29 protein-coding genes and 1 pseudogene are annotated in these 26,596 nt (G+C 37.9%); 25 read left to right on the top strand and 5 right to left on the bottom strand.

What is annotated here, in order from left to right; translation table 11 throughout:
• Positions 1 to 230: 230 nt before the first annotated feature.
• Positions 231 to 431, top strand: a complete 201-nt coding sequence (locus CXY28_RS08635; RefSeq protein ID WP_100979272.1) for a hypothetical protein — start codon at positions 231 to 233, stop codon at positions 429 to 431.
• A 634-nt stretch (positions 432 to 1,065) separates the two neighbouring features.
• Here the strand turns inward: CXY28_RS08635 and CXY28_RS08935 are convergent.
• From CXY28_RS08935 to CXY28_RS08930, 5 genes are all read right to left on the bottom strand, one after another.
• Positions 1,066 to 1,245: a hypothetical protein gene (locus tag CXY28_RS08935; RefSeq protein ID WP_100979270.1), complete on the bottom strand. Its 180-nt coding sequence runs from the start codon at positions 1,243 to 1,245 to the stop codon at positions 1,066 to 1,068.
• Positions 1,246 to 1,343: 98 nt separating this feature from the next.
• Positions 1,344 to 3,035, bottom strand: a complete 1,692-nt coding sequence (locus CXY28_RS01730) for a glycine zipper 2TM domain-containing protein (RefSeq protein WP_232779969.1) — start codon at positions 3,033 to 3,035, stop codon at positions 1,344 to 1,346.
• A gap of 57 nt (positions 3,036 to 3,092) precedes the next feature.
• Positions 3,093 to 4,769 (bottom strand): coiled-coil domain-containing protein, encoded by a 1,677-nt coding sequence (locus tag CXY28_RS01725; protein ID WP_100979269.1) that lies wholly within the window; start codon positions 4,767 to 4,769, stop codon positions 3,093 to 3,095.
• 9 nt (positions 4,770 to 4,778) lie between these two features.
• Positions 4,779 to 5,729 carry a toprim domain-containing protein gene (locus CXY28_RS01720; RefSeq protein WP_332870738.1) on the bottom strand — a complete coding sequence of 317 codons (951 nt, stop codon included), beginning with the start codon at positions 5,727 to 5,729 and terminating at the stop codon, positions 4,779 to 4,781.
• Positions 5,624 to 5,911 carry a hypothetical protein gene (locus tag CXY28_RS08930; RefSeq protein WP_332870737.1) on the bottom strand — a complete coding sequence of 96 codons (288 nt, stop codon included), beginning with the start codon at positions 5,909 to 5,911 and terminating at the stop codon, positions 5,624 to 5,626. Before CXY28_RS08930 ends, CXY28_RS01720 begins: the two co-directional genes overlap by 106 nt.
• A gap of 127 nt (positions 5,912 to 6,038) precedes the next feature.
• Here CXY28_RS08930 and CXY28_RS01715 point away from each other — a divergent pair.
• From CXY28_RS01715 to flgK, 24 genes and pseudogenes are all read left to right on the top strand, one after another.
• Positions 6,039 to 8,135 (top strand): annotated as a pseudogene (locus tag CXY28_RS01715) (ATP-binding protein); the annotation flags it as partial.
• 14 nt (positions 8,136 to 8,149) lie between these two features.
• Positions 8,150 to 9,061 (top strand): methionyl-tRNA formyltransferase, encoded by a 912-nt coding sequence (fmt, locus tag CXY28_RS01710; RefSeq protein ID WP_100979268.1) that lies wholly within the window; start codon positions 8,150 to 8,152, stop codon positions 9,059 to 9,061.
• On the top strand, positions 9,058 to 9,696 hold the full coding sequence (locus CXY28_RS01705) for a biotin--[acetyl-CoA-carboxylase] ligase (RefSeq protein ID WP_100979267.1): 639 nt from the start codon (positions 9,058 to 9,060) through the stop codon (positions 9,694 to 9,696). The genes fmt and CXY28_RS01705 overlap by 4 nt, the downstream gene beginning before the upstream one ends.
• A 5-nt stretch (positions 9,697 to 9,701) precedes the next feature.
• Positions 9,702 to 10,493 carry a chromosome partitioning ATPase Soj gene (gene soj / locus CXY28_RS01700; protein WP_001874698.1) on the top strand — a complete coding sequence of 264 codons (792 nt, stop codon included), beginning with the start codon at positions 9,702 to 9,704 and terminating at the stop codon, positions 10,491 to 10,493.
• Positions 10,494 to 10,496: 3 nt separating this feature from the next.
• Positions 10,497 to 11,369, top strand: a complete 873-nt coding sequence (locus CXY28_RS01695; protein WP_100979266.1) for a ParB/RepB/Spo0J family partition protein — start codon at positions 10,497 to 10,499, stop codon at positions 11,367 to 11,369.
• A 110-nt stretch (positions 11,370 to 11,479) separates the two neighbouring features.
• Complete coding sequence (locus CXY28_RS01690) at positions 11,480 to 11,914, top strand: FoF1 ATP synthase subunit B' (protein WP_100979265.1); 435 nt, start codon at positions 11,480 to 11,482, stop codon at positions 11,912 to 11,914.
• Positions 11,915 to 11,917: 3 nt separating this feature from the next.
• Positions 11,918 to 12,433 carry a F0F1 ATP synthase subunit B gene (locus CXY28_RS01685; RefSeq protein ID WP_015643886.1) on the top strand — a complete coding sequence of 172 codons (516 nt, stop codon included), beginning with the start codon at positions 11,918 to 11,920 and terminating at the stop codon, positions 12,431 to 12,433.
• Positions 12,434 to 12,976: a F0F1 ATP synthase subunit delta gene (locus CXY28_RS01680; RefSeq protein WP_050825832.1), complete on the top strand. Its 543-nt coding sequence runs from the start codon at positions 12,434 to 12,436 to the stop codon at positions 12,974 to 12,976.
• A gap of 22 nt (positions 12,977 to 12,998) precedes the next feature.
• Positions 12,999 to 14,510: a F0F1 ATP synthase subunit alpha gene (gene atpA, locus CXY28_RS01675; RefSeq protein WP_050825835.1), complete on the top strand. Its 1,512-nt coding sequence runs from the start codon at positions 12,999 to 13,001 to the stop codon at positions 14,508 to 14,510.
• A 14-nt stretch (positions 14,511 to 14,524) separates the two neighbouring features.
• Positions 14,525 to 15,430, top strand: coding sequence for an ATP synthase F1 subunit gamma (gene atpG, locus CXY28_RS01670; protein WP_015643888.1), 906 nt, complete (start codon positions 14,525 to 14,527; stop codon positions 15,428 to 15,430).
• A gap of 32 nt (positions 15,431 to 15,462) precedes the next feature.
• Positions 15,463 to 16,863 carry a F0F1 ATP synthase subunit beta gene (gene atpD / locus CXY28_RS01665; protein ID WP_001879274.1) on the top strand — a complete coding sequence of 467 codons (1,401 nt, stop codon included), beginning with the start codon at positions 15,463 to 15,465 and terminating at the stop codon, positions 16,861 to 16,863.
• Positions 16,864 to 16,873: 10 nt separating this feature from the next.
• Positions 16,874 to 17,245: an ATP synthase F1 subunit epsilon gene (atpC, locus tag CXY28_RS01660; protein WP_198542587.1), complete on the top strand. Its 372-nt coding sequence runs from the start codon at positions 16,874 to 16,876 to the stop codon at positions 17,243 to 17,245.
• 10 nt (positions 17,246 to 17,255) lie between these two features.
• Positions 17,256 to 17,825 (top strand): MotA/TolQ/ExbB proton channel family protein, encoded by a 570-nt coding sequence (locus CXY28_RS01655; RefSeq protein ID WP_000887312.1) that lies wholly within the window; start codon positions 17,256 to 17,258, stop codon positions 17,823 to 17,825.
• Positions 17,826 to 17,877: 52 nt separating this feature from the next.
• Positions 17,878 to 18,279 (top strand): ExbD/TolR family protein, encoded by a 402-nt coding sequence (locus CXY28_RS01650; protein ID WP_100979263.1) that lies wholly within the window; start codon positions 17,878 to 17,880, stop codon positions 18,277 to 18,279.
• Positions 18,280 to 18,297: 18 nt separating this feature from the next.
• Positions 18,298 to 19,122: an energy transducer TonB gene (locus CXY28_RS01645; RefSeq protein WP_050825839.1), complete on the top strand. Its 825-nt coding sequence runs from the start codon at positions 18,298 to 18,300 to the stop codon at positions 19,120 to 19,122.
• Positions 19,119 to 20,372 (top strand): Tol-Pal system protein TolB, encoded by a 1,254-nt coding sequence (gene tolB / locus CXY28_RS01640; RefSeq protein WP_001270014.1) that lies wholly within the window; start codon positions 19,119 to 19,121, stop codon positions 20,370 to 20,372. Before CXY28_RS01645 ends, tolB begins: the two co-directional genes overlap by 4 nt.
• A 66-nt stretch (positions 20,373 to 20,438) precedes the next feature.
• Positions 20,439 to 20,978, top strand: coding sequence for an outer membrane protein Omp18 (locus CXY28_RS01635; protein ID WP_000831158.1), 540 nt, complete (start codon positions 20,439 to 20,441; stop codon positions 20,976 to 20,978).
• Positions 20,979 to 20,985: 7 nt separating this feature from the next.
• Positions 20,986 to 21,981, top strand: coding sequence for a hypothetical protein (locus tag CXY28_RS01630; RefSeq protein WP_100979262.1), 996 nt, complete (start codon positions 20,986 to 20,988; stop codon positions 21,979 to 21,981).
• Positions 21,968 to 22,525 carry an FKBP-type peptidyl-prolyl cis-trans isomerase gene (locus tag CXY28_RS01625; RefSeq protein ID WP_100979261.1) on the top strand — a complete coding sequence of 186 codons (558 nt, stop codon included), beginning with the start codon at positions 21,968 to 21,970 and terminating at the stop codon, positions 22,523 to 22,525. The genes CXY28_RS01630 and CXY28_RS01625 overlap by 14 nt, the downstream gene beginning before the upstream one ends.
• A 31-nt stretch (positions 22,526 to 22,556) precedes the next feature.
• Positions 22,557 to 22,763, top strand: coding sequence for a hypothetical protein (locus CXY28_RS01620; RefSeq protein WP_001014529.1), 207 nt, complete (start codon positions 22,557 to 22,559; stop codon positions 22,761 to 22,763).
• 63 nt (positions 22,764 to 22,826) lie between these two features.
• Positions 22,827 to 23,030, top strand: coding sequence for a flagellar biosynthesis anti-sigma factor FlgM (locus CXY28_RS01615; RefSeq protein WP_001864146.1), 204 nt, complete (start codon positions 22,827 to 22,829; stop codon positions 23,028 to 23,030).
• 142 nt (positions 23,031 to 23,172) lie between these two features.
• On the top strand, positions 23,173 to 24,129 hold the full coding sequence (dcm, locus tag CXY28_RS01610; protein WP_198542586.1) for a DNA cytosine methyltransferase: 957 nt from the start codon (positions 23,173 to 23,175) through the stop codon (positions 24,127 to 24,129).
• 130 nt (positions 24,130 to 24,259) lie between these two features.
• Entirely contained in the window at positions 24,260 to 24,694 is a 435-nt protein-coding gene (locus tag CXY28_RS01605) for a hypothetical protein (protein ID WP_100979260.1), read from the top strand.
• 1 nt (position 24,695) lies between these two features.
• Positions 24,696 to 26,516, top strand: coding sequence for a flagellar hook-associated protein FlgK (gene flgK, locus CXY28_RS01600; RefSeq protein WP_001921025.1), 1,821 nt, complete (start codon positions 24,696 to 24,698; stop codon positions 26,514 to 26,516).
• Positions 26,517 to 26,596 lie beyond the last annotated feature (80 nt).

Here is a 26,596-nt window from a genome sequence, read left to right as displayed (position 1 = left end):
TTTCATCAATATTTTGTAGTTCTTGTAAGGCTTTTTCGTATTTGGTCGCTTTAGATTTGATCTCTTCGCTCGCGCTTTTAACGCCGTTAGTAAGCTCTTCAATGATTTTAAGCGTGTTGTTGCTAAATTTAGCGTTTTGTGCGCTTAATTCTAAATTCTTACTAAATTCGCTTATAGAGTGGCTTCTCTCAAGCGCTCTTTTAATGTGATACTTTAAGGCGGCTCCTGCGGTGGCTTCGTTTAGAGCTTTGGGTAATTTAATCCCTAAAATGCGATCGGGTGCGTTTCTGTATAGCGTTCCTAAAGTAAATTTAGTCCATTGGTATCTTAACGCTCCGCTTAACGAGGTGGCTAAACCTTGGCTTAAATTTTTCGTTGTAGCGGGCTTTAGGCTCTCTGCGATCTTAGCGTCGTTTTTGAAAAGTCTGTGAAAACCGCTCGCTATGTCAATGTATTCTTTAGCTTTGGGTGTGGTAAAAACATCATCTTTAAACTCGTTTAGCTTGTTGAAAAACTGCGCGCTATCAAACACTTTTAAGCTTTCATCTTGCTTTAGGCTTTGTTCTAATAATCGGTTAAGCATGCTCAATTCTAGGCGCTCCTTATCGCTTTCTTGTAAGCCTTTCGTTAGCGCCTGGTAGTTGCTTAAATCCTTTTGCCCTTGTCCTTTGATAATTTTCATAAAACTATTGATAGCGTCGCTTTCTTGCGTGTTTTTGTCTCGTATCTTTGCCTTATCCACTAATTCTAAAGCCTGCTTCATTCCTCTATAATCGCTAATAGCGCTTTTTTGTAATTCGCTAATTTTTTCATAAGCGCTTTTATTTTGCTTTAGTAGGCTTTCTATGGCGTTATCTATGTCGTTTTTCAAAAAATTAGCGCTCGCTTTTTGGATATACCCTAAAGTGGAAGGGTCTTTTACATTCCTTAAATAAGCATTAATTAGCTGGCGTGAGTTCTTTAGTTGCTCATAAGTAACGCCGTTCGGGTTATATACATTTTCTTCAATCTGTCTTAAAAAGCTTTTAGCTTGAGGATCGATCTCGCCTTGCGCTTTGAGATCGTTTAAAAACTTTGTAAAATTGCTTGCATCTTGCACGCTCTCTCGTGAAGTGCCCAACCGCTAAAGACGATTGGGCTTCCTAGGCTGATGTTGCCCGTAGGGAGAGTTTGGTTCTCACTCTGTGTCCCTATAGTAGGGATTTTACAGAGTTTGAGCTCCAACGCATTCCCTACAGGTCTCACACATCATATCTCCAAAGGCGTAACTTTGCGCACTTCCTGCGCTAGATACGAATGTATGGGGATATGATACCATGAATTGGTAGCATTCATCCCAAACACTAAAGATATTTGGGATTTCTGCTTTGGGTGGTTAAATTCACCTTGTAGCTGTCATCGTATAACTTTCCTATGATTTCGTTTAAGGCTTTGTCGTAGCTTTCTTTAGTGCCTTGTTCTAAATGGTCAAAAACGCTTTTTATCTCATAATCTTTTAAATCAAACTGCTTTAAGGATTTGGTTAAATTCTCAGTCGTTTGGTTTAAAATGGATTTTAAATTGGCGTTCGCTTTTGGGCTTAAGTTAGCCGCTTCAATCAAAAACGCTAAAGTGTTGCCGGTTTCATCGCTTCGTATCGCTCTTATAAAAGCTTGTTGCTGTTCTTTGTGGTTGTCTAGCGTTAGGATTTCTTTCACTTTATCATAGGCTTTCAATTTGCTTTCATCGCCTTTGAAAACACTTTTAATCTTATCTCTTAAAAAGTCCTTACCGCTTTCTTGGTTAATCTTGGTTTCGCCTCCAAACTGCGCGCTAAATTCTTTTAAGGCTTCTTGCTGTTCTTTAGATAGCGTGTTTTCTATGATCTCGCTGGCGCGCTTGGTGTTGCCGGTGAAAAAGTTTTTAGTGAATTGGAAAGGCATGCTCATCTCGGCTAATTTTAAGGGCGCTTTAGCAAGCGGTTTTAACGCTTTACCCGCTCCTAGCATGATCGTATCGGTCGCTAACGATAAAGCGCCTTCACTTAACGCATGCCTTATGATTTCATCGGCTTTATTTTCTCGATCTAGCGCTAGATTAGTTATAACCGCATCGCTAAGCGCTCCCGTAGTAGCTCCTAAAACTGCACCGGCGATCGCTCCTCCCACTAAACCTAAAACTCCGGCGTTTTTGCCGTATTTAGCTCCTGTTATCCCTCCTGCAACACTTCCAGCTATGGAAAACTTATTATTCAAAAGGCTTTGCGTGAAATTGTCTATAAAGCCATCGTTAATTTTATAAACCTTATCGCCTTTGATCACAAAAGGTTCATTTTTTTCATTGTAAATCACGCTGTCAAAATGGTAGAGGTTTTTAGCGATCGTTTCAAAATCTTGTTTAGCTTTTTCTTGCACTTCTTTGTCTGGGCTTATAAATAAACTAAAAAAGTCTTTGTTCTTGTCAATGTTGCTAAACGCTGAATAGGCTTTCTGTATTTCTTTGGTTATGTCCTTGGCTTTTTCTTTTTCCTTGTATTCTTTAAGTTTATCAACTCCGCTTTTACCTGTGATAGTATCAAGTGCATTATTAAAAAAACCGCTATCATTGTCTATTAGCTCCTTATCACTCTCTGTGAGTTCTTGGCTTGTTTTTTGTAATATCGCTTTCCGTTGTAAGTCTTTTTGATAGTCTTCTTTGGCGATCTCGTTTTTGGTTTTAAGCGGGTTAAAAATGCTGGTTTCGGCTTTGTTGTAATATTCATCTCTTAAAGCACTTGGCAAATCTTTGAAATCGGCTTTACTTTTTGTAGCTATCTCTTTAATCTCATTTAATTGACTCTCTCGTTCTTTGGCGTTCTGTGTTTGGTATCCTACAAAACCTCCTAACTTGTCTAATAATCCTAATTCCGTGAGTTCTTTTGATTTTTGATTGAGATCTACGATTAGATCTTTTCTTTTTTGTTCTAATTGTTCGGGCGTGAGAATGGGGTTTTTTAACGGGTATAGCGGCGTGCTGGGTAAGTTTTTCAAATCAATGTTATTATTTTCTGCTTGCATACCTTGATCCTAAATCATTTTACTTATTTAATCAAAATTAGAGTGTGATTTTAAGGGTTAGGTAAATAAGTAGGTAAATAAGAGTAAAGAAAGCTCATGCTGTTGTTGTTGGCTTAATTCTAAAAAGCGTTTTAAAATCACTTCGTCGCTTTGTCCGATCCGATAAAATCCTAAAATGTTTTTAATTTTGGTTTCTATCTCGTAATATTCTTTGATCGTTTTGTTCTTGTCGCTAAAAAACGCCCTTGCGTAGGTTCTTCCTCTCCCGTTGTTGTTTAATAGTGGTTGTATCCCTAAAAAATTGTCTTTAATCCCTAATTCTTTGATAGTGATGCGTTCGTTACCTATAGCGTTAATTGCGTTGTTTAGGTTTTGTTTTTCTCGTTCTTTCTCTTGTTTAGCGCTTTCTTGGTGGTGTATTTCTCGCTCTTTCTCGTTTTTTTGTCTTTCTATCGTTTGCTTTTGTTTTTCTATAGGGTTTTTTGCTTGTTCTTTTTGATTGATAGCGTTCTTTAGCGCTTCATTATGGTTTTGCTTGGCTTTTATGCTTTCTTTCAATTTTAGGGCGTTTTCTCGCTCTTTTTGTATTTCTTCCTGTAATGTGTTTAAGTCTTTACCTTGTAAGCGTTCTTCTTGCTTTTTTAAGGTGTTTTCTAACTTTTCAAGCCTTTCTAAATCTTTCTTACTGCTTGGCGCTGTTAGGATCTTAAGCCTTAAGCCTTTGGCGTATTGGGAAATCTGTTTGAAAAATAAGGCGCTTTCTAGTTTATCGCTTTGTGGGTTGTGATTTAACACTAAATCGTAAAACTTCAAGGCTTTCACTTGCTTAATGTCTCTTAAAGCATTATATCTATCATTACCTGCTAAAAACTTTTGATAGCTGTTATCTAAAACCTGGTTTAAGGCGTTGGTTCTAAACTGGTTATTGATGCCGTCCATGTTATTGGGCGCGTTTAGGGCGTTGTAGGTTTCTTTGCCCGGATTATGGTACTCATAAATAAAACCTTTAGGAAGTATCGCATACGGATTCGTTAAAAAAAAGTTCATTAGTCCGTTTTTATTACTCGCTCTATTTAGCGCGCTTTCTTGGTTAGCTTGAATGTTAGGAGGGTTGTCGGTCAAAAAAGTGAACTGTTTCGTGAATTTGGATTGTTTTTTAAGCCTTTTTAATTCTTGCTTGAGTTTTTCTAATTGTTTCAAGCTTTCAACAATTTCTTTTTTAGCGTTCGTTTCTAACTCTAAAGCGTTTAATTTTTCTTCGTCTTGGTTTATGGCGCTTTCATTAGCGATTATTTCATTATTCAAGCCTGCTATTTCTTGGTTTAGATTATTTAAGCCTTGGTCTTGATTATCTGTTTCTTGTTTTAGGTGGTTTATTTCGTGGTTTAGGTGGTTAATAGCGTTTTGCTTGTCTGCTATTTCTTGGTTTAATTGGTTAATGCGGTTTTGTTGGTTAATGATGCGTTCAAACGCGTTTTTTAGCCTTTTATTAGAATGGTAGTTTTTCTCGGCTAAGAATTTTTTAATCACGCTATAGTAGCCTTGCGGATCGTCGTAATATCCTACGATTTGATCGTTTTCACTGCCTGCTTGCCTTGGGAAGCCCCTAATACCACCGCTAGCGCTGGCGTTGCTTAAAGCGTTCCCTAAAGAATTGATAAATCCGCTTAAAAGATTAGAGCCTGATCCTTGACCGCTAGATCCCGATCCTACGCTTATGTCAATCCAACTCATGCTACTTCCTTAATGCGTTTGAATTTCTTTAATTTTGGCGTTTAGGGCTTCCGCTAAAGCGTAATCCTTGCGTTCTAAAGCAAACATTAAAGAATCTTTCAAGCCTTTAATTTTCAGTTCTATTAATGAGCTTTTTTGATAGTGTGAATCAATGGGTTTAAGCCTTTTTAAAAAGTCTAAACCCCTAAAATCTCCGCTAATAAGCCGTTTGAAAAAAACGGGATATTTAACATCGCTTGGCGTTAAATAACGCTTAGCAATGTATCTAAACTCTTCGCTTTGTAGCATTGTTGCGTAAATCCTAGCTTCTAGTAGATCTAATTTACCCGGATTCTTTTTTTCCTTATCGAGTTTAATAGGTTTAACGCTATTTTTTGCTAAAAACGAATTTAAGATTTTGAGCAAATCGCTTTGCGTGAAGGGTTCAAAATTTTCAAGGGTTTTTAAGATAATTTTGTAATTAAAATCCTTTTGTTGCGTGGTGAGTTCCGATCTTAAGTGATAAGAACAGTAAAACGTGAAGCCGTTAATCTTGCTTAGATTAGGGCGTTTGTTTAACTTTTGATAATCGCCTAAATCCTTGACGCTAGGATCTTTTATTTTAATCACGCTAACATTGGTTACATGGTTTTTCAAACACAAATCTAACGCCCTAATGGTAGCGTCTCGTCCTGCGCTATCGTTATCAAAACTAAAACACAACTCAACGCCTAGCTTATTCAAAAAAGCTAAATGCGTGATTGTAAAAGCGATCCCGCATGTGCAAATCACATTTTTATAGGTGAAATGTTCGTAAGCTAACACGTCAAAAAATCCCTCGCATATAATTACCTGCTTCTTTTCTTTGATATTTTCTAACGCGCGGTGATAGTTATACAAAAAAAAGCTTTTGTTAAAAATTCTTGTTTCTCTGCCGTTAATGTATTTAGGGGCTTTATCGTTTCGTAGAAATCTAGGGATATAAAGCCTCGCGCTAAAACTTCTAATCTTACCGTTGCTATCTTGTGAAGTGCCCAACCGCTAAAGACGATTGGGCTTCCTAGGCTGATGTTGCCCGTAGGGAGAGTTTGGTTCTCACTCTGTGTCCCTATAGTAGGGATTTTACAGAGTTTGAGCTCCAACGCATTCCCTACAGGTCTCACACATCATATCTCCAAAGGCGTAACTTTGCGCACTTCCTACGCTAGATACGAATGTATGGGGATATGATACCATGAATTGGTAGCATTCATCCCAAACACTAAAGATATTTGGGATTTCTGCTTTTGGTGGTTAAAAAATCTAGCTGAAAATGGGATTGAAGACAAGTTTGCTAGTAGCAAAATAGTATGGTATAACAATGAGAGTTTAAAGATTGAAGTTTATAACAAGCAATTTAAAGAAGAGCAATTTAGAAACTCTCAAGTTAAAGGCATTTTTACGCTCGGTAAAAAAATAAACGAGAATTTAGAAAAAATTGAAAGCAAGAAAGAATCAATAAATAAAGAGAATGAAAAGAAAATAAAGAATAAAGAAAGCTTGAAAAAAATCACACAAGAAAAGGAAAAGGAAGAAAAGGATTTTACTGATAGTTGCTGGGAAAAACTTTATAAAAAATTTGAAGAAGATTTTAAAGAAACGCTAGAAGGCTTTAAGCGTAAAGAGAAGTTTAAAGAAAAAATCCTTAAGGAATTTGAAAACGATAAATACAATCAAAGCGAAATAGTAGGGTTAGAAAAATTAAAGGAAAAAATTGAGATTGTTTTTGGTGAAAACCAAACAGAATTGGCGTTATTGGAATGCGATTTAACAGATTTTGATTCTATTGAAAACCATTCTATTTGGGAACAAAAAATTGTAGGGAGTGGTGGTGTAGCCATTGCAGATTTAATAAAAAAATTAAGCAATGAGGATTGGGTAGCTCAAGGTAGAGAATATGTAAAAGATAATAGTATATGCCCTTTCTGTCAAAAAGAAACCATTACTGAGGAATTTAAAAAACAACTAGAATCTTATTTTGATACAAGTTATCAAGAATCCACTGACACAATCAAAAAAATGAAAGAAGACTACACAAACAAAACTGATGAAGCGTTGGAACGACTTAATGAAGTTATTAAAACAGAGCAGAATAAATTGGATACAGAAAATTTGAAAAGAATTATTGAAACCTTGAGAAGTAAAATCAATGCGAATCAGCAAAAGATGCTTGATAAGGGTAAAGAAATGAGCAGAAGTTTTAAGCTTGATAACACTAAAAACGAAATAGACGCAATTAAAGATTTGATTGCAAAGGCCAATGAGCGAATAACCAATCATAACGAGACGATAAAGAATATTGAAAAACAGAAAAAGAGTTGTAAGGAACAAACTTGGAAATTTCTAATCAATGAATTTAAAAGTAATATACAAGAATATAATAAAAAGTATTGCGATTTGGAGAAAAGAATAAACAATTTAGAGAAAGAAATTAGTGAAAATCAAGAAAAGGTAAAGAAATTAGAAAATGAAATTAAGGAATTAGAAAAAAACATGGTAAGCATAAAGCCCATTGTCAATAAAATCAATACGCTTTTAAAAGGGTATGGATTCACGAATTTTGGTTTGGCATGCACTGAAGATGAAAAATTTTATCGTATTCAAAGAGAAGATGGTCAATTAGTAGGAGAAACACTGAGCGAAGGTGAAGTTACTTTCATCACTTTCTTATACTATTATCATTTAGCAAAAGGCTCTTTAAAAGAGAACGATATATCAAAAAATAAGGTTTTAGTGATTGATGACCCCATTTCAAGTTTGGATAGCAATATATTGTTTATAGTGAGTGCTTTAGTTAAAGATCTTATGAAAGAAACCATGAAAGAAAAAACAAACATTAAGCAAATTATTATACTAACCCACAACACATATTTTTACAAGGAAATTACATTAGAATATGATTTAAAACGCTATCAAAGGAAATATTCTTTTTGGATAATTAAAAAGGATAATAATGTTTCAAAAATTAAAGGCTATAAAGAAAATCCCATTAAAAATTCTTATGAATTGCTATGGCAAGAAGTAAAACAAGCAAAAGAAAATAATGCTTCTTGGGTATCTTTACAAAATGTTATGCGAAGAATTATTGAATATTACTTTAGGATTTTAGGCGGTTTTAAACATAATGATAGCTTGAATGAATGTTTTGAAAATATTGAAGAAAAACAAGTGTGCAATTCTTTCATTTCATGGTTTAATGATGGCTCTCATGGGATTTCAGATGATTTGTTTGTGCAAAGTCAAGATATAAGTATTGAGACGTATTTAAAAGTTTTTGAAAAGATATTTGAAATAACCGGTCATGAAGCTCATTATAAAATGATGATGAGAATGAATCAATTGAATTAAAAACAAGGAATAACATGCACATCGTATTTATGGGAACGCCTGGTTTTGCTGAAGTGATCTTAAGGGCGTTAGTTGGAGATAAAGACATAGAAGTGGTGGGGCTATTCACTCAAAGGGACAAACCTTTTGGGCGTAAAAAGGAATTGAAAGCCCCAGAGACTAAAACATACATTCTAGAAAATCATTTAAATATCCCCATTTTCCAGCCGCAAAGTTTGAAAGAGCCTGAAGTTCAAATTTTAAAGGATTTAAAGCCTGATTTTATCGTGGTGGTGGCTTATGGTAAGATTTTGCCTAAAGAGGTTTTAGCCATCGCTCCTTGCATTAATTTGCATGCGTCGTTATTGCCTAAATACAGGGGGGCTTCGCCCATTCATGAGATGATACTCAATGACGATAGGATTTATGGCATAAGCACCATGCTTATGGATTTGGAGTTGGATAGCGGGGATATTTTAGAAAGCGCTTCTTTTTTGAGAGGAGATTATTTGGATTTAGACGCTTTAAGCTTGAAATTAGCGCACATGGGGGCGACTCTGCTTCTTTCAACGCTCAAAAATTTCTCTTCCATCACAAGAAAGCCTCAAAATCACATGCAGGCTAGTTTTTGTAAAAAAATCACCAAAGCTGATGGTTTAGTGGGTTTTAAAGACGCTAAAAACTTGTTTTTAAAATCGCTTGCGTTTAAATCTTGGCCAGAAATCTTTTTAGAAAATAGCCTTAAGCTTTTAGAAGTGGGGTTGGTGGAGAATGAAAAGAGCCACAAGGAAGGCGAGATTTTAGCAATTGATGAAAAAGGCGTTCTTGTAGGCTGCTTGAAAGGCAGCGTGCGTATAGCAAGGTTGCAAGCGGTGGGTAAAAAGCCTTTGAAAGCGAAGGACTATTTGAATGGCAAGCGTTTGAAAGTGGGCGGTATTCTAACATGAAAAAATGCGAAAAAAGGGTTTTTGAGAGTTTGCCTTCCACGCAAATTTATCTTTTAGAAAAACTTAAAAGTAATGAACTCAAAGCCCCTGTTTTAGTCTTGGCTAAAAACCAAAGCGCTGGGATAGGCAGTAGGGGGAATGTTTGGGAGGGTGTGGAAAGCGCTTTGACTTTTTCGCTCGCTTTAAACGCAAGCGATTTGCCTAAAGATTTGCCCATGCAAGCGAACGCTTTGTATTTGGGGTTTTTATTTAAAGAAGTTTTAAAAGAATTAGGCTCTCAAACCTGGCTTAAATGGCCTAACGATCTGTATTTAGGGGGTCAAAAAATAGGGGGCGTGCTGGTTAATGTTTATAAAGACATGCGGGTGTGCGGCATTGGTGTGAATAGGGTTTCAACAAAATGGGCATGTTTAGATATTGGCGTGAGCGATGATTGGATTGTAGAGGGCTTTTTAAAAAAAATAGAAGAAAATCTGTTTTGGGGGGAAGTTTTAAGTAAGTATGCGTTAGAATTTCATAGAAGCAACTCTTTTAGCTTCCATAATGATTGCAATGAAGCGGTGAGTTTGAAAGATGCGGAATTGTTAGAAGACGGCCGTGTTTGTATTAAAGGTAAGATTTATGATAGGATGTGAGTATGATGAATGAAATCATTGCAGTGGCTAATCAAAAAGGAGGTGTGGGTAAAACGACAACAGCGGTTAATTTAGCGGCTTCTTTAGCGGTGCATGAAAAAAAAATTTTGTTGATTGATTTTGACCCTCAAGCCAACGCCACTTCAAGCTTGGGTTTTAGGCGCGATAAAATTGATTATGATATTTATCATGTGCTGATTGGCCGTAAGCAAATTTCTCAAGTGATCTTAAAAACCCAAATGCCTTTTTTGGATCTAGTGCCTTCTAATTTGGGTTTGGCTGGGTTTGAAAAAACCTTTTATGACAGCCAAGATGAGAACAAACGAGGCGAGCTCATGCTCAAAAACGCCTTAGAGAGTGTGGTGGGGCTTTATGATTATATCATTATTGATTCCCCGCCAGCTCTAGGGCCTCTCACGATCAATTCGCTTTCAGCAGCCCATTCGGTGATCATTCCTATCCAATGCGAATTTTTTGCCCTTGAAGGCACTAAATTATTGCTTAACACCATTAGAATGTTGCAAAAAAGCACGAACCCTAAGCTCAAAATCAGAGGTTTTTTACCCACAATGCATGTCCCTCAACTCAATTTGACAAAAGGGGTTTTAGCGGAATTGTTCAAGTATTTTGACTCAGAGTTTTTTAGAGATTCAGCTACAGGAGAGTATATTATGATCCCTAAAAGCGTGAAACTAGCGGAATCGCCTAGCTTTGGTAAGCCCATTTTGCTCTATGATATTAAATCTAATGGCAGTATCGCTTATCAAAAATTAGCTCAAAGCATTCTTCAAGGGTAGCATATGGCAAAAAATAAAGTGTTGGGTAGGGGTTTAGCGGATATTTTCCCTGAAATCAATGAAGTGTATGAGCAGGGGCTGTATGAAAGAGCGAATCGGGTTGTGGAGCTTGGTATTGATGAGGTGATGCCTAATCCCTACCAGCCCAGAAAAATCTTTAGCGAAGATTCTTTAGAAGAATTAGCACAATCCATTAAAGAGCATGGTTTGTTGCAACCGGTTTTAGTGGTGAGTGAGAACGGGCGTTACCATTTGATCGCTGGTGAAAGGCGCTTAAGAGCGAGCAAATTGGCTAAAATGCCCACGATTAAAGCGATTGTTGTGGATATTGAGCAAGAAAAAATGCGTGAAGTCGCTTTGATTGAAAATATCCAACGCGAAGATTTAAACCCTTTAGAGTTGGCTAGATCTTATAAAGAATTGCTTGAAAGCTATCAAATGACCCAAGAAGAGCTGTCTAAAATCGTTAAAAAATCCCGAGCCCATGTGGCTAATATCATGCGTTTATTGACGCTCTCTTCTAAGGTTCAAAACGCTCTTTTAGAAGAAAAAATCACTTCAGGGCATGCAAAAGTCTTGGTGGGTTTGGATGAAGAAAAACAAGAATTGATCTTAAATTCCATTATAGGGCAGAAACTCAGCGTGCGCCAGACAGAAGATTTAGTGCGTGATTTTAAAATAAACGCAAATTGTGAAAATAAAAAACATGGTTTCAAGGAAACCCAAACGCTCATCGCTGAAGATGAATTAGAACGCTTTAATCAAAGTTTGTGGGATCGTTACAAGCTTAAAGCGGCTTTGAAAGGGAATAAAATCATTTTACGATGTTATGAAAATTCTCTTTTAGAGGCTTTTATGAAAAAAATGATGTCTTAACGCTTGGATATTCTCAATTTTTAAGCGATTTTTTGTTAAGATAGAGTTAATGTTTTTATAACAAATGCGAGTTTCAAATATTTTGTAGGATTTTAGGAAAGAAATAGGTTATGAATATATCGGTTAACCCCTATTTAATGGCGGTCGTTTTTGTGGTGTTTGTGTTATTGTTGTGGGCGATGAATGTTTGGGTGTATAGGCCTTTGTTGGCTTTTATGGATAACAGACAGGCAGAGATAAAGGATAGCTTGGCTAAAATCAAAACGGATAACACCCAAAGCGTGGAGATTGGTCATCAAATTGAGACTCTTCTTAAGGAAGCTGCTGAAAAACGCAGAGAAATGATAGCCGAAGCGATTCAAAAAGCTACAGAGTCCTATGATGCGGTGATCAAGCAAAAAGAGAACGAACTCAATCAAGAGTTTGAAGCGTTTGCAAAGCAATTACAAAATGAAAAGCAAGCACTAAAAGAGCAGTTGCAAGCGCAAATGCCGGTATTTGAAGACGGGTTAAACAAGCGTGTGGCTATGGGTTTAGGGAGTTGATAGATGGTGTTAGTTAAAATGGTGTTAGGGTTTTTGATCCTTTTAAGCCCTTTGTGCGCTACTGGATTGGATATTTCACAAACAGACATTATAGAGCGATCTTTAAATTTCCTCTTATTTGCGGGGATTTTGTGGTATTTTTTGGCTAAAAAACTGCGAGCGTTTTTGCACTCCAAAAGCCTTGAAATCTCCAAACGATTAGAAGAGATTCAAGCCCAACTCAAAGTGAGTAAAGAAAATAAGAAAAAACTCCTTAAGGAATTAGAGCAAGCCAAAGAAAAAGCTGAATTGATTATTTCTGATGCGAATAAAGAAGCCTACACGATCACGCAAAAATACGAATTGCAAACCAAAATGGATGTGGAAAATTTGATCAAAAATTCTAAGGCGTTGATGGATTTAGAAGTTAAAAAGATCAAAAGAGAGCTGGTTGAAAGTGTTTTTAAAGATCTAGGAGAGAGCAAAAAAGTCTCTTTCAATGCGCAAGATTGCGTGAATATTTTGAAACAAAGGCTTTAAATGCAAGATTTAAAAGTGATCTCTAAGCATTATGCTAAGGCGTTGAAAAACCACACTAAAAGCGATCTAGCGTTATTGGAAGAAATCGTTGTGGGGCTTAAAAATGTAGCAGAAGCCATAAAATTGCATAAACTCAACCAGGTGTTAGCTCATGTTTCTTTAAAAGTTAAAAAAGAGGTTGTATTTGAAATTGTAGAAAAAATAACTCCCACAAAAGCATGTTCAGTTTTAAAGCCTGTAATGGAAGTGGTGTTAAAAAATAACCGGCTTGATATGTTGGAATTAGTCGCTGAGGAGCTGTCTTTTGATTCTAAAAAGACTTTAGAAGCCACACTTTTAGTCCCGCAAAAGCTTGAAAATAAGGAGCTAGAAGAAGTGCAACAAAAATTGCAAGCGCGTTTTAACGCCCCTGTAGAAATCGCTCAAGACACTTGGTCTAAAAAGGGGATTTCTTTGAGCGTTTCAAGCCTGGATTTAGAAATAGGCTTTTCTAAAGAAGATATTTTAAAGAAAATAGAAAAACAGGTTATTCAATCTATTTAATCAATCTAAGGAGATAAAGATAATGTCCCAACTAAAATTGGAAGAAATCAGCTCGGTTATTGAAGAAAAAATCAAGAATTTTGAACTTGATTGCGATATGGCTGAAGTAGGAAAAGTCGTTTCGTATGCGGATGGTGTGGCTAAGGTTTATGGCTTAAATGGTGTGATGTCGTATGAAGTGTTGGAGTTTGAAACAGGGGATAAAGGCGTTGCGGCTAACTTAGAAGAAGATAGCGTTGGCGTGATTGTGTTTGGTTTTGGCAACAATATCAAAGAGGGGACTAGCGTTAAACGCACGAAGAATTTGATGAAAGTTCCTGTTGGCGATGCGGTTGTAGGGCGCGTGTTGAACGCTTTGGGTGAGCCTATTGATGGCAAGGGTGAGATAGAAACGAATGAGTTCAGCCTAATAGAGCAAAAAGCTCCGGGCATTATGGACAGAAAATCTGTGCATGAGCCTTTGCAAACAGGCATTAAAGCCATTGATGCGTTGGTGCCTATTGGGCGCGGGCAAAGGGAATTGATTATTGGGGATAAACAAACCGGTAAAACCACCGTAGCGATCGATGCGATCATTAACCAAAAAGGGCAAAATGTGATCTGTATCTATGTGGCTATTGGGCAAAAAGAATCCACTGTCGCGCAAGTGGTCCGCAAATTAGAAGAATACGGGGCGATGGAATACAGCGTCGTGATCAACGCTTCGGCTTCAGATTCAGCTGCGATGCAATATTTAGCCCCTTATTCAGGTGTGGCTATGGGGGAATACTTTAGAGATCATGCCCGCCATGCCCTAATCGTTTATGACGATTTGAGTAAACATGCTGTCGCTTACAGAGAGATTTCTTTGATTTTGAGAAGACCCCCAGGTAGGGAGGCTTTTCCTGGAGATGTGTTTTATATCCACTCACGGCTTTTAGAAAGAGCGGCTAAACTTTGCGATGAAAAGGGTGCCGGCTCTTTGACCGCGCTCCCTATTGTGGAAACTCAAGCGGGCGATGTTTCAGCTTATATCCCTACGAATATTATTTCTATTACAGACGGGCAAATTTTCTTAGAAACGGATTTATTTTATTCAGGAATCCGCCCGGCTATTAATGTGGGCTTGTCGGTTTCAAGGGTTGGAGGGGCCGCTCAAATCAAAGCGACCAAGCAGGTTTCAGGGACTTTGCGCCTGGATTTAGCGCAATACAGAGAGTTGCAAGCCTTCACGCAATTCGCTTCTGATTTAGATGAAGCGAGTAAAAAGCAATTAGAAAGGGGGCAACGCATGGTAGAAGTGCTGAAACAAGCCCCTTATTCGCCCTTGCCTATTGAAAAGCAAGTGGTCATTATTTATGCTGGGGCTAAGGGCTTTTTAGACAGCGTGAGCGTGAAAAAAGTCGTGGATTTTGAAGAGCAACTGCACCCTTTCTTGGAAGCAAAATACCCCCAAGTTTTAGAAGAAATCCACACTAAAAAAGTGCTAGATAAGGATTTAGAAGCCATGCTAAGAAAAGTCTTAGAGGAATTTAAGCTCACTTATAGCGAGTAGGAGACGGCTAGAATATGGCGAATTTAAGAGACATTAGAAAGAAAATTGGAAGCGTTAAAAACACGCAAAAAATCACGCATGCGATGAAACTCGTTTCCACTTCCAAGCTAAGAAAAGCTGAAGAAGTTGCAAGAAATTCCAGAGCGTATGCACTGAAGCTAGACGCCGTGTTTGATGATGTGCTATCCAAGATGAAAAATCAAGGGATTGAAGACATTCAAAGCAAGTATTTTAGGGAACTAGAAAGACTTGAAATCAAAAAAGTGGATATTATTTTTATCACAGCCGATAAGGGGCTTTGTGGGGGCTTTAACACCAATACCATTAAAAAAGTTTTAGCATGCACGAATGAATACAAAGAAAAAGACATTAAAGTGCGTTTGCGCGGTATTGGTAAAAAGGGTAATGAGTATTTTAGCTTTAACGGGATAGAGGTTTTAGACAAGATCAATAATTTGAGTTCTATGCCTAATTATGAACGCGCGCAGGAATTCATGAGAAAAGTGGTAGAGGATTATTTGAGTGGGAAAACCGATAAGGTGATTATCATTCATAATGGCTTTAAAAACATGATCAGTCAAGAAATAAGAGTCAAAACAATTTTGCCTATTGGGTATAAAATCATCCACCAAAACCCCCAGCCTAGTGAGACGCAAGAGACCATTACCAGTGAGCCAAGCGGGAGTGAAGATGAAATTTTAGACTCTTTGGCAGAAAAATATGTGGAGTATAGTTTATACTACGCTTTGATTGATTCTTTAGCCGCAGAGCATAGCGCTAGAATGCAGGCTATGGATACAGCGACGAATAACGCTAAAGATTTGGTTAAAACTTTAACTATTTCTTATAATAAAGCCAGACAAGAGGCGATTACGACCGAGCTGGTAGAAATCAATGCAGGCGTAGAAGCCCTAAAATAAAAATTATATTAAAATAAGGAGCGATGAAAGCGATGGAAGGTAAAATCATTCAGGTTTTAGGCCCTGTGGTAGATGTGGAGTTTGAATCCTATCTGCCGGCGATTTTTGAAGCGTTAGACATTAATTTTGAAGTCAATGGCACTCAAAAGTCTTTAGTTTTAGAGGTGGCAGCCCATTTGGGCGGTAATCGGGTGCGAGCGATTGCTATGGATATGACAGAAGGCTTGGTGCGTAATCAGATCGTCAAAGCTCGTGGCAAAATGATTGAAGTGCCTGTGGGCGAAGAAGTGTTGGGGCGTATTTTTAATGTTGTGGGCGAGAGCATTGACAATTTAGAACCTCTTAAGCCGTCCTTAACTTGGCCCATTCACAGAAAAGCCCCTAGTTTTGAGCAGCAAAGCACTAAAACAGAAATGTTTGAAACCGGTATTAAAGTCATTGACTTGCTCGCACCTTATTCTAAAGGCGGTAAAGTAGGCTTGTTTGGCGGGGCTGGCGTAGGGAAAACGGTGATCATTATGGAGCTTATCCACAATGTGGCTTATAAGCATAACGGGTATTCGGTGTTTGCGGGTGTGGGGGAGCGCACCAGAGAGGGGAATGATCTGTATTTTGAGATGAAAGAAGGGGGCGTTTTAGATAAAGTCGCGCTGTGCTATGGGCAAATGAATGAGCCACCAGGCGCAAGGAATCGCATCGCATTCACCGGCTTGACAATGGCGGAGTATTTTCGTGATGAAAAGGGCTTAGATGTGTTGATGTTTATTGACAATATCTTTAGATACGCTCAAAGCGGTGCGGAAATGAGCGCGCTATTAGGCCGCATCCCTTCAGCGGTGGGGTATCAGCCCACGCTAGCCGGGGAAATGGGGAAACTTCAAGAGCGTATCGCTTCCACTAAAAATGGCTCTATCACTTCCGTTCAAGCGGTGTATGTGCCAGCAGATGACTTGACTGACCCAGCTCCTGCTTCGGTGTTTGCGCATTTGGATGCGACTACGGTATTGAATAGAAAGATCGCTGAAAAAGGGATTTATCCTGCAGTTGATCCTTTGGATTCCACTTCAAGGATTTTAAGCCCTCAAATGATCGGTGAGAAACACTATGAAATCGCCACCGGCATCCAGCAAGTTTTGCAAAAATACAAGGATCTGCAAGATATTATTGCGATTTTGGGCTTAGACGAATTGAGCGAAGAAGATAAAAAGATTGTTGAGAGAGCCAGAAAAATTGAGAAGTTTTTATCCCAGCCGTTTTTTGTGGCTGAAGTGTTTACAGGAAGTCCGGGTAAATATGTAACTCTCCAAGAGACTTTAGAAGGCTTTGGAGGGATTTTAGAAGGCAAATACGATCATATTCCTGAAAACGCATTTTACATGGTGGGCAGCATTCAAGAGGTTTTAGAAAAAGCTAAAAACATGAAAAATTCCTAAGGGTTTTGTGATGGCTTTGTTGAAAATTAGTGTGGTCGTTCCTGAGGGGGAAGTTTATACAGGAGAGGTTAAAAGCGTTGTGTTGCCAGGAGTTGAAGGGGAATTTGGGGTGCTTTATGGGCATAGCAACATGATCACCTTGCTTCAGGCGGGAGTGGTTGAGATTGAAACCGAAAACCAAAAAGAGCACATTGCGATCAATTGGGGCTATGCAGAAGCCACTAATGAACGCGTGGATATTTTAGCCGATGGGGCGGTCTTTATTAAAAAAGAATCAGACGACAGAGACGATGCTATCTCTAGGGCTAAAAAGCTTTTAGAGGACGCAAGCTCTGACAGGTTAGCAGTCTCTAGCGTGCTGGCTAAGATTGAGTCTCTTTAAGGGGATAATCATGTTAGATTCAATCGTTTATTTTTTCAATAAGAGCGGGTTTGTTACCACGCTTGTTTTAGTTTGGATTTCGCTTTATTTGGTGATGACTTTATGGGTCTTTTTGTATAAGAGCATTGTGTTAAAGATCGAACTCAAGCGCGAGATGCAATCTTTGTCTAACATTCTTAATGGAGCGCAAGACGCTCCAGAGCATTTCATGTTTAATAAAAAAAGAAATGATGAGACCAAAAGGTATTCTAATGAATTGTTGCAGGCTTGGAAACATCAGATTCTTAAGCAAAGCACGACAGGTTTAGTGGTGTTGAGCATTATCTCTTCTACAGCCCCCTTTATTGGTTTGTTTGGAACGGTGGTTGAAATTTTAGAAGCGTTTAACAATTTGGGTGCGTTAGGTCAAGCTTCTTTTGGGGTGATCGCACCCATTATTTCTAAGGCTCTTATCGCCACCGCTGCAGGGATTTTAGCGGCCATTCCAGCCTATTCTTTTTACTTGATTTTAAAGCGCAAGGTGTATGATTTATCGGTTTATGTGCAGATGCAAGTGGATATTTTGTCTTCTAAAAAATAAAGCTTTTAAGGGGATTTTATAAATATCTTAAATAGGGAGTTAGAAGGTTTTTATGAATTACGATAACTATTGGGATGAGGACAAACCAGAACTCAATATCACGCCTTTAGTGGATGTGATGCTTGTTTTGTTGGCTATTCTTATGGTAACGACACCCACTCTTACTTATAAAGAAGAGATTGTTTTGCCTTCTGGCTCAAAAACTGCTAGAGCCACTCAAGATAAAATGATAGAGATCCGCATGGATAAAGACGCAAAAATCTATATAGATAGTCAAACCTATGAATACAACTCCTTCCCAGATACTTTTAACTTGCTTTCTAAGAAATACGATAAAGAAACTAGGGTTAGTATCCGCGCAGACAAACGATTGACTTATGACAAAGTGATTTATTTGCTAAAAACGATTAAAGAAGCGGGTTTTTTAAAAGTTTCTTTAATTACAAGTCCTTAAAAAGTAGGGCTAATTTGCATGAGTAAGAGCGCGATCTTTGTTGTTTCTGGCTTTTTAGCGTTCTTGCTCTATGCTTTGTTATTATATGGTTTGTTGCTAGAAAGGCACAATAAAGAAGCGGAGAAAATCCTTTTAGATTTGGGCAAAAAAAACGAACAAGTCATTGATTTGAATTTAGAAGATTTGCCAAGCGATGAAAAAAAAGATGAAAAAATCGCTGAAAAAGCAGAAGAAAAAAAAGATGAAAAAGTAGTTGAAAAAAATGCAACTGATAAGGAGGGCGATTTTATTGATCCTAAAGAACAAGAAGAAAGCCTTGAAGATATTTTTTCTTCACTCAATGATTTTCAAGAAAAGACAGACGCAAACGCTCAAAAAGATGAGCAAAAAAATGAGCAAGAAGAAGAGCAAAGGCGTTTAAAAGAACAGCAACGCTTAAGAAAAAACCAAAAAAATCAAGAGATGTTGAAAGGTTTGCAACAGAATTTGGATCAATTCGCGCAAAAACTAGAAAGCGTTAAAAACAAAACTTTAGATTTGCAAATCCCTAAACAAGATGGGGTTGATGAAAAGGCTTACCAAGAGTGGTACGCTCAAATCTATCAGATTTTATATAAAGGCTGGAGGGGCGTTTTTTATCACAAGGCTTCAGTGAGCGCTCTGATTATGATCACTAAAGATGGAGAGTTTGATTATACCATTCTTAGCTACTCCGATTTTAAGGATTATAACAAGAGTGTGATGACCCTTTTAAATGATTTAAAGAAAGTGGATTTTCCCCCATATCCTGGAGGAAGCATGATTTCTATTAAAGTTAATTTCACCACTAAGGAAGAACAATGAGGTATTTATGGCTTTTTTTAATAAGCGCTATAGGGCTTTTTGCAACAGATAAAACACTAGATATTATTAAAACCATTCAAAAACTTCCTAAGATTGAAGTGCGCTACTCTATAGATAACGATGCCAATTACGCTTTAAAATTGCATGAAGTCTTAGCGAATGATTTAAAGACTAGCCAGCATTTTGATGTTTCTCAAAACAAGGATCAAGGCGCTATCAATTACGCAGAACTCAAGGATAAAAAAGTCCATCTTGTAGCGCTTGTGAGCGTGGCGGTAGAAAACGGCAATAAAATTTCACGATTAAAACTTTATGATGTGGATACAGGAACGCTCAAAAAGACTTTTGACTACCCTATTGTAAGTTTAGATCTATACCCTTTTGCAGCGCACAACATGGCCATTGTGGTGAATGACTATTTAAAAGCCCCTTCTATCGCTTGGATGAAGCGCCTGATTGTTTTTTCTAAATACATTGGACCAGGAATCACAAACATCGCACTAGCGGATTATACGATGCGTTATCAAAAAGAAATCATCAAAAACAACCGACTCAATATTTTCCCTAAATGGGCGAACGCTGAGCAAACGGAGTTTTATTACACGCAGTATGGTGAAAGAACGCCCATGATTTTAAAATACAACATTCAAAAAGCCACTCATGAGAATATCGCTAGCTCTCAAGGAATGGCTGTGGTTTCTAGCGTGAGTTCTGATGGCTCTAAAATTTTAATGTCTTTAGCCCCTGATGGCCAACCGGATGTGTATTTGTATGACACGCATAAAAAAACTAAAACCAAAATAACGCGCTATCCTGGGATAGATGTCTCAGGAGTGTTTTTAGAAGATGACAAGTCTATGGCTTTTGTTTCGGATAGATCCGGCTATCCTAACATCTATATGAAGAAATTGGGGTTAAAAGAGAGTGCGGAGCAACTCCTTTATGAAGGAAGAAGCAATGAATCCATTGACGCTTATAAAGACAGCATTGTGTATGTGAGCAGGGAAAATCTTAATGAATTTGGCAAAACGGTGTTTAATTTGAATCTCATCACTCTAAACAGTAAATATATCCGCAGGCTTACTGTGAATGGCTCTAACCAAATGCCTCGTTTTTCTACGGATGGGAGAAATATCATGTATATCAAAAAGACACCTCAAGAATACGCCATGGGGCTTATTTTGCTAGACTATAATCAGAGTTTTTTATTCCCTTTAAAGAATGTGAAAATACAAGCCTTTGATTGGTAAGGTTAGATTAAGCGAATGTGAGTTAATATTTACACTTATTAAAATTTTATTCTTGGAGAATTCGTAATGAAAAGATCTTCTGTATTTAGTTTCTTGGTAGCTTTTTTATTGGTAGCTGGCTGTAGTCATAAAATGGATAATAAGACTGTGGCTGGCGATGTGAGCGCTAAAACGGTTCAGACTGCACCTGTTACTACAGAACCAGCTCCAGAGAAAGAAGAGCCTAAACAAGAGCCAGCTCCAGTGGTTGAAGAAAAGCCGGCTGTTGAGAGCGGGACTATCATCGCTTCTATTTATTTTGATTTTGACAAGTATGAAATCAAAGAATCCGATCAAGAGACTTTAGATGAGATCGTGCAAAAAGCTAAAGAAAACCACATGCAAGTGCTTTTGGAAGGCAATACCGATGAATTTGGCTCTAGCGAATACAACCAAGCGCTTGGCGTTAAAAGGACTTTGAGCGTGAAAAACGCTTTAGTCATTAAGGGGGTAGAAAAAGATATGATCAAAACCATCAGTTTTGGTGAAACCAAACCCAAATGCACCCAAAAAACTAGAGAATGTTACAAAGAAAACAGAAGAGTGGATGTCAAATTAGTGAAGTAATTCTAGGATGAAAAGGCTTTTTTTTATCCCTTTTATCGCTCCCTTTTTTCTCAATGGGGAGCCTTCAGCGTTTGATTTGCAAAGCGGAGCTACTAAAAAAGAACTCAAGCAGTTGCAAGTCAATAGCAAGAATTTTTCTAATATTTTGACCAAAATCCATTCGCAAGTAGAGGCTAACACTCAAGCTCAAGAGGGTTTGAGAAGCGTTTATGAGGGGCAGGCTAATAAGATTAAAGATCTCAATAACGCTATCCTTTCCCAAGAAGAATCCTTGCGAGCCTTAAAAGCCTCGCAAGAAGTGCAAGCCAATACATTAAAGCAGCAATCGCAAACTTTAGAGGATTTGAGGAATGAGATTCGCGCTAACCAGCAAGCTATCCAGCAGTTAGACAAGCAAAACAAAGAGATGAGCGAATTATTGACTAAGTTAAGCCAGGATTTGGTTTCACAAATCGCCTTAATCCAAAAAGCCCTAAAAGAACAAGAGGAAAAAGCTGAAAAGCCGCTCAAATCAAGCGTTCCGGCCAATAAAAACCCCTCTTTAAAAGCCGAAGCCCCAAAAAATCAAGAGAAAAAAACCCAAGAAAAGGCGAAAGTTGAGTTTGATAAAGATCTGTCCAAGCAAAAAGAGATCTTTCAAGAAGCTCTGTCTTTTTTTAAAAATAAATCCTATGCAGAAGCCAAAGAGCGTTTGTTGTGGTTAGAAGCCAATAGTTACAGACTTTATTATGTGCGTTATGTTCTTGGAGAAGTGGCTTATGGAGAAAAGAGATACAGAGAAGCGATCAAGTATTACAAAGAGAGCGCTCTTTTAAATAAAAAAGCGTCTTACATGCCTATGCTTTTGTGGCATACGGCATGGTCGTTTAAAAAAATCAAAGACGATCAAAACTATTATAAATTTTTAAACACTTTGCAGCACTTGTATCCTTCAAGCGAACAAGCTAAAATGGCACAAAAAATCTTAGAAAACAAGGAGAAACACCACCATGCAAAACCATGATTTAGAGTCAATCAAACAAGCCGCTTTGATTGAATATGAAGTGAGAGAACAAGGCTCTAGTGTTGTGCTAGACAGCAATATTTCTAAAGAGCCTTTAGAGTTTATTATAGGTGCTAATCAAATCATAGCAGGGTTAGAAAAGGCGGTATTAAAGGCTCAAATTGGCGAGTGGGAAGAGGTTGTCATCGCCCCAGAGGAAGCTTATGGGGTTTATGAAAGCAGCTATTTGCAAGAAGTCCCTAGAGATCAATTTGAAGGCATTGAATTAGAAAAAGGCATGAGCGTTTTTGGGCAAACTGAAGACAACCAAACCATTCAAGCCATTATCAAAGACTTTAGCAACACGCATGTGATGGTGGATTATAATCACCCGTTAGCCGGGAAAACTTTAGCGTTCCGTTTCAAGGTTTTAGGTTTTAGGGAAGTGAGCGAAGAAGAAATTTTAGCTTCACACCATGGCGGTGGGACAGGTTGCTGTGGCGGTCATGGGGGTCATGGCAAAAAGAAAGGTGGGGGTTGTGGTTGCTCATGTTCGCATGGGTAGTAAGGTATAGGAGTATTTAAAAGGCAAGGTCATGAATGGTTCTAACCTCAAGAATTGGCTGTTCCCTACCATTTGCTTTTTTTTGTTTTGTTATATTTTAATTTTTTTGATGTTTTTTATGTTTAAAAGTTTGCAATCGCAATCTTTTGGCTCTGTGGCAGAAACCGGAAAAAAACCCATCACCACCACCAAGAAATTTGGTAAGGAATTGCAAAAACAGATTTCAAAAATCCATTAACTTTTTTTCTTTTTTGCCGATACTTGCTGTAATGGAATGAATATCAAATTAAAGGATTTTACAATGATCAATGCCGTTTCTTCTCTTGCTCCGGTGCAGTCTTTGGGGAATTACAAGCGTGTGGAAAAGAATGAAAAAGTTGAAAACAATGAGGCCGCTCTTGATAGGGTAGCTGAGATCAAGAAAGCGATTGAAAATAACCAGTATAAAATCAACTTGCATGAGACTTCTCACAAAATGGCACAGGATTTATTGGGGATAAGCTAGGGGGTTTAACGGCTTCATTTCTAGGGGGTTTGTTCTTGCTATGATTTTGCTTTTCATTAAATTTTAGTTTCTTTATGTTTTGAATGGATTTGTCGCTTTCTTAAATAGGGCGTGTTTTTAGTCGTGTGTTAGGAATGATTGGTTGGGGATTTTAACTTTTATGGATTTTTGCTCTGGTATTGGTGGAGGCCGTTTGGGCTTGGAGCGATGCCATTTAAAATGCGTAGGGCATGCAGAAATCAATCATGAAGCCCTTAGAACTTATGAATTATTTTTTAAAGATACCCATAATTTTGGGGATTTGATGCGGATCAACCCTAATGATTTACCCGATTTTGATGTTTTGGTTAGCGGGTTTCCTTGTCAGGCTTTTTCTATCAATGGCAAAAGGAAGGGGCTTGAAGATGAAAGAGGGACGATTATTTATGGGCTTATTCGTATCTTAAAAGTCAAACAGCCCAAATGTTTCTTGCTTGAAAACGTTAAGGGCTTGATCAATCATAAGCAACAAGAAACTTTTAAAACCATTATCAAAGCCTTGCAAGAAGCGGGCTATACAACTTATTATCAAATTTTAAACAGCGCTGATTTCCAATTAGCCCAAAAGAGAGAACGCCTTTATATCGTAGGGTTTAGGAAGGATTTGAAACACCCATTTAATTTCCCTTTAGGTTTAGCCAATGATTATTGTTTTAACGATTTTTTAGACGCTGATAATGAATGCTATTTGGATGTGAGTAACGCTACTTTCCAAAGATACTTGCACAACCCATACAACCATAACCGGGTTTTTTTAGAGAATATTTTAACTTTAGAAAACGCCGTTTTAGACACAAGACAATCTGATTTAAGGTTGTATTTTAATGTTTTTCCTACTTTAAGGACTTCTCGGCATGGTTTGTTTTATACCCAAAAAGGCAAAATCAAAAGATTAAACGCTGTTGAAAGCCTGCTTTTACAAGGATTTCCTAGGGATTTGATCGCTAAGATTAAAAATAATCCACATTTTAAAGAAAGCCATTTATTATCCCAAGCAGGGAATGCGATGAGCGTGAATGTGATTGCTGCTATCGCTAAGCAAATGTTAAAGGCGATTTAATAAGGGGGCTTTAAGGGGAAAATGATTTCAAAATACCCCCTATCCCCTTAAGAAATTGAACTTTATAATAAAACTAAAACGGCATAGTATTTGCTTGAATATCACTGAAACAAGAGCTAAAGGATTTGTTATGGTCGTTTTACATTCTCATTTAGAAAACGCGCTAAACCAATTGAAAGAATTGATTGATTTAACGGAGCGCGATATAAGAGACATCAAGCTCGCTAAACACACCGAAATTTTTGAAAGAAACCATCAGAAACAGCTAGCGATTCAAGCTTTTGAAAAAGAAAAAGCGAATATAGATGCGCAAATGTTGTCTTTAAAAAACCAATTCCCTAATAAGGAAATGAGTGAATTATTAGACGAAAAAACGAGCGATTTTTTAAACCAAATGCGAGAGTCCTTGCTTGCTTTGAAAGAAAAAAACTTGATTTATTCGCGCATGGCGTTTGCGGTTTCTGAGTTTTATTCTTCGCTCATCCAACAAATCATCCCCCATGACACTTGCGACTATAAAGGCTCTAGGCATGTGGGGAGTCATTTTTTAAGAGTGCAGGCGTAAAATGGGCGGAATCTTATCTTCACTCAACACTTCTTACACGGGCCTACAAGCCCATCAGAGCATGGTGGATGTTACTGGGAATAATATTTCTAACGCTAGCGATGAATTTTATAGCCGTCAGCGCGTGATTGCAAAGCCTCAAGCGGCTTACATGTATGGCACTAAAAATGTGAATATGGGCGTGGATGTAGAAGCCATTGAAAGGGTGCATGATGAGTTTGTTTTTGCTCGTTACACGAAAGCTAATTACGAAAACACTTATTATGATACAGAGTTTTCGCATTTAAAAGAAGCGAGCGCGTATTTTCCGGACATTGATGAAGCGAGCCTTTTTACGGATTTGCAAGATTATTTTAACTCATGGAAAGAATTGTCTAAAAACGCCAAAGACTCCGCTCAAAAACAGGCTCTCGCTCAAAAAACAGAAGCTTTAACGCACAACATTAAAGACACCAGAGAGAGGTTAACGACCTTACAGCACAAGGCGAGCGAAGAATTAAAAAGCGTTATCAAAGAAGTCAATAGCTTGGGTTCTCAAATCGCTGAGATCAACAAACGCATTAAAGAAGTGGAAAACAACAAGAGTTTAAAGCATGCGAATGAGTTAAGGGATAAGCGAGATGAGTTGGAATTCCATTTGCGAGAGCTTTTAGGGGGGAATGTTTTTAAAAGCAGCATTAAAACCCATTCGCTCACAGATAAAGACTCAGCGGATTTTGATGAGAGCTATAACCTTAACATTGGGCATGGGTTCAATATCATTGATGGTTCTATTTTCCATCCTTTAGTGGTTAAAGAATCCGAAAATAAAGGGGGTTTGAACCAAATCTATTTTCAAAGCGATGATTTTAAGCTCACTAATATTACTGACAAGCTCAATCAGGGGAAAGTGGGGGCGTTATTGAATGTATATAATGACGGCTCTAACGGGACTTTAAAGGGCAAATTGCAAGATTATATTGATTTGTTGGATTCTTTTGCTAGGGGTTTGATAGAATCCACTAATGCGATTTACGCTCAAAGCGCGAGTCATCATATTGAAGGCGAACCTGTGGAGTTTAACAGCGATGAAGCCTTTAAAGACACGAACTACAATATCAAAAACGGCTCGTTTGATTTAATCGCTTACAACACCGATGGTAAAGAAATCGCCAGAAAAACCATTGCTATCACACCCATTACAACCATGAACGATATTATCCAAGCCATTAACGCTAACACCGATGACAATCAAGACAATAACACCGAAAACGATTTTGATGATTATTTCACAGCGAGCTTTAACAATGAGACTAAAAAGTTTGTTATCCAGCCTAAAAACGCTTCGCAAGGGTTGTTTGTCTCCATGAAAGATAACGGCACGAATTTTATGGGAGCGTTAAAACTCAACCCTTTTTTTCAAGGCGATGACGCTTCCAATATCAGCTTGAATAAAGAATACAAAAAAGAGCCTACCGCTATCCGCCCATGGCTTGCTCCCATTAACGGGAATTTTGATGTGGCGAACATGATGCAACAATTGCAATACGACAGCGTGGATTTTTATAACGACAAGTTTGACATTAAACCAATGAAAATCAGCGAGTTTTATCAATTTTTAACCGGTAAAATCAACACGGACGCTGAAAAATCAGGGCGTATTTTGGACACTAAAAAGAGCATGTTGGAGACCATTAAAAAAGAGCAACTCTCTATTTCACAAGTGAGCGTGGATGAAGAAATGGTGAATTTGATCAAGTTTCAAAGCGGTTATGCCGCTAACGCTAAGGTCATTACCGCTATTGATCGGATGATAGACACTCTGTTGGGGATTAAACAATAATTTTTCTACCCATAGCGTTTTGATCAAATAAGCCTTATTTAACTTATTTTTTAAACTCTATTTATTTTAAAACTCATTAA

Source organism: Helicobacter pylori (assembly GCF_002832345.1).
Classification (GTDB): Bacteria; Campylobacterota; Campylobacteria; order Campylobacterales; family Helicobacteraceae; genus Helicobacter; species Helicobacter pylori_CP.
This window is presented reverse-complemented; position numbering and strand designations above follow the sequence as displayed.

What these genes read in the sequence shown, in the direction of transcription:
- CXY28_RS01730 (WP_232779969.1), bottom strand. Translation starts at nt 3,035, where the DNA reads ATGCAAGCAGAAAATAATAACATTGATTTGAAAAACTTACCCAGCACG.
- CXY28_RS01725 (WP_100979269.1), bottom strand. Translation starts at nt 4,769, where the DNA reads ATGAGTTGGATTGACATAAGCGTAGGATCGGGATCTAGCGGTCAAGGA.
- fmt (WP_100979268.1), top strand. Translation starts at nt 8,150, where the DNA reads ATGCACATCGTATTTATGGGAACGCCTGGTTTTGCTGAAGTGATCTTA.
- CXY28_RS01705 (WP_100979267.1), top strand. Translation starts at nt 9,058, where the DNA reads ATGAAAAAATGCGAAAAAAGGGTTTTTGAGAGTTTGCCTTCCACGCAA.
- soj (WP_001874698.1), top strand. Translation starts at nt 9,702, where the DNA reads ATGAATGAAATCATTGCAGTGGCTAATCAAAAAGGAGGTGTGGGTAAA.
- CXY28_RS01695 (WP_100979266.1), top strand. Translation starts at nt 10,497, where the DNA reads ATGGCAAAAAATAAAGTGTTGGGTAGGGGTTTAGCGGATATTTTCCCT.
- CXY28_RS01690 (WP_100979265.1), top strand. Translation starts at nt 11,480, where the DNA reads ATGAATATATCGGTTAACCCCTATTTAATGGCGGTCGTTTTTGTGGTG.
- CXY28_RS01685 (WP_015643886.1), top strand. Translation starts at nt 11,918, where the DNA reads ATGGTGTTAGTTAAAATGGTGTTAGGGTTTTTGATCCTTTTAAGCCCT.
- CXY28_RS01680 (WP_050825832.1), top strand. Translation starts at nt 12,434, where the DNA reads ATGCAAGATTTAAAAGTGATCTCTAAGCATTATGCTAAGGCGTTGAAA.
- atpA (WP_050825835.1), top strand. Translation starts at nt 12,999, where the DNA reads ATGTCCCAACTAAAATTGGAAGAAATCAGCTCGGTTATTGAAGAAAAA.
- atpG (WP_015643888.1), top strand. Translation starts at nt 14,525, where the DNA reads ATGGCGAATTTAAGAGACATTAGAAAGAAAATTGGAAGCGTTAAAAAC.
- atpD (WP_001879274.1), top strand. Translation starts at nt 15,463, where the DNA reads ATGGAAGGTAAAATCATTCAGGTTTTAGGCCCTGTGGTAGATGTGGAG.
- atpC (WP_198542587.1), top strand. Translation starts at nt 16,874, where the DNA reads ATGGCTTTGTTGAAAATTAGTGTGGTCGTTCCTGAGGGGGAAGTTTAT.
- CXY28_RS01655 (WP_000887312.1), top strand. Translation starts at nt 17,256, where the DNA reads ATGTTAGATTCAATCGTTTATTTTTTCAATAAGAGCGGGTTTGTTACC.
- CXY28_RS01650 (WP_100979263.1), top strand. Translation starts at nt 17,878, where the DNA reads ATGAATTACGATAACTATTGGGATGAGGACAAACCAGAACTCAATATC.
- CXY28_RS01645 (WP_050825839.1), top strand. Translation starts at nt 18,298, where the DNA reads ATGAGTAAGAGCGCGATCTTTGTTGTTTCTGGCTTTTTAGCGTTCTTG.
- tolB (WP_001270014.1), top strand. Translation starts at nt 19,119, where the DNA reads ATGAGGTATTTATGGCTTTTTTTAATAAGCGCTATAGGGCTTTTTGCA.
- CXY28_RS01635 (WP_000831158.1), top strand. Translation starts at nt 20,439, where the DNA reads ATGAAAAGATCTTCTGTATTTAGTTTCTTGGTAGCTTTTTTATTGGTA.
- CXY28_RS01630 (WP_100979262.1), top strand. Translation starts at nt 20,986, where the DNA reads ATGAAAAGGCTTTTTTTTATCCCTTTTATCGCTCCCTTTTTTCTCAAT.
- CXY28_RS01625 (WP_100979261.1), top strand. Translation starts at nt 21,968, where the DNA reads ATGCAAAACCATGATTTAGAGTCAATCAAACAAGCCGCTTTGATTGAA.
- CXY28_RS01620 (WP_001014529.1), top strand. Translation starts at nt 22,557, where the DNA reads ATGAATGGTTCTAACCTCAAGAATTGGCTGTTCCCTACCATTTGCTTT.
- CXY28_RS01615 (WP_001864146.1), top strand. Translation starts at nt 22,827, where the DNA reads ATGATCAATGCCGTTTCTTCTCTTGCTCCGGTGCAGTCTTTGGGGAAT.
- CXY28_RS01605 (WP_100979260.1), top strand. Translation starts at nt 24,260, where the DNA reads ATGGTCGTTTTACATTCTCATTTAGAAAACGCGCTAAACCAATTGAAA.
- flgK (WP_001921025.1), top strand. Translation starts at nt 24,696, where the DNA reads ATGGGCGGAATCTTATCTTCACTCAACACTTCTTACACGGGCCTACAA.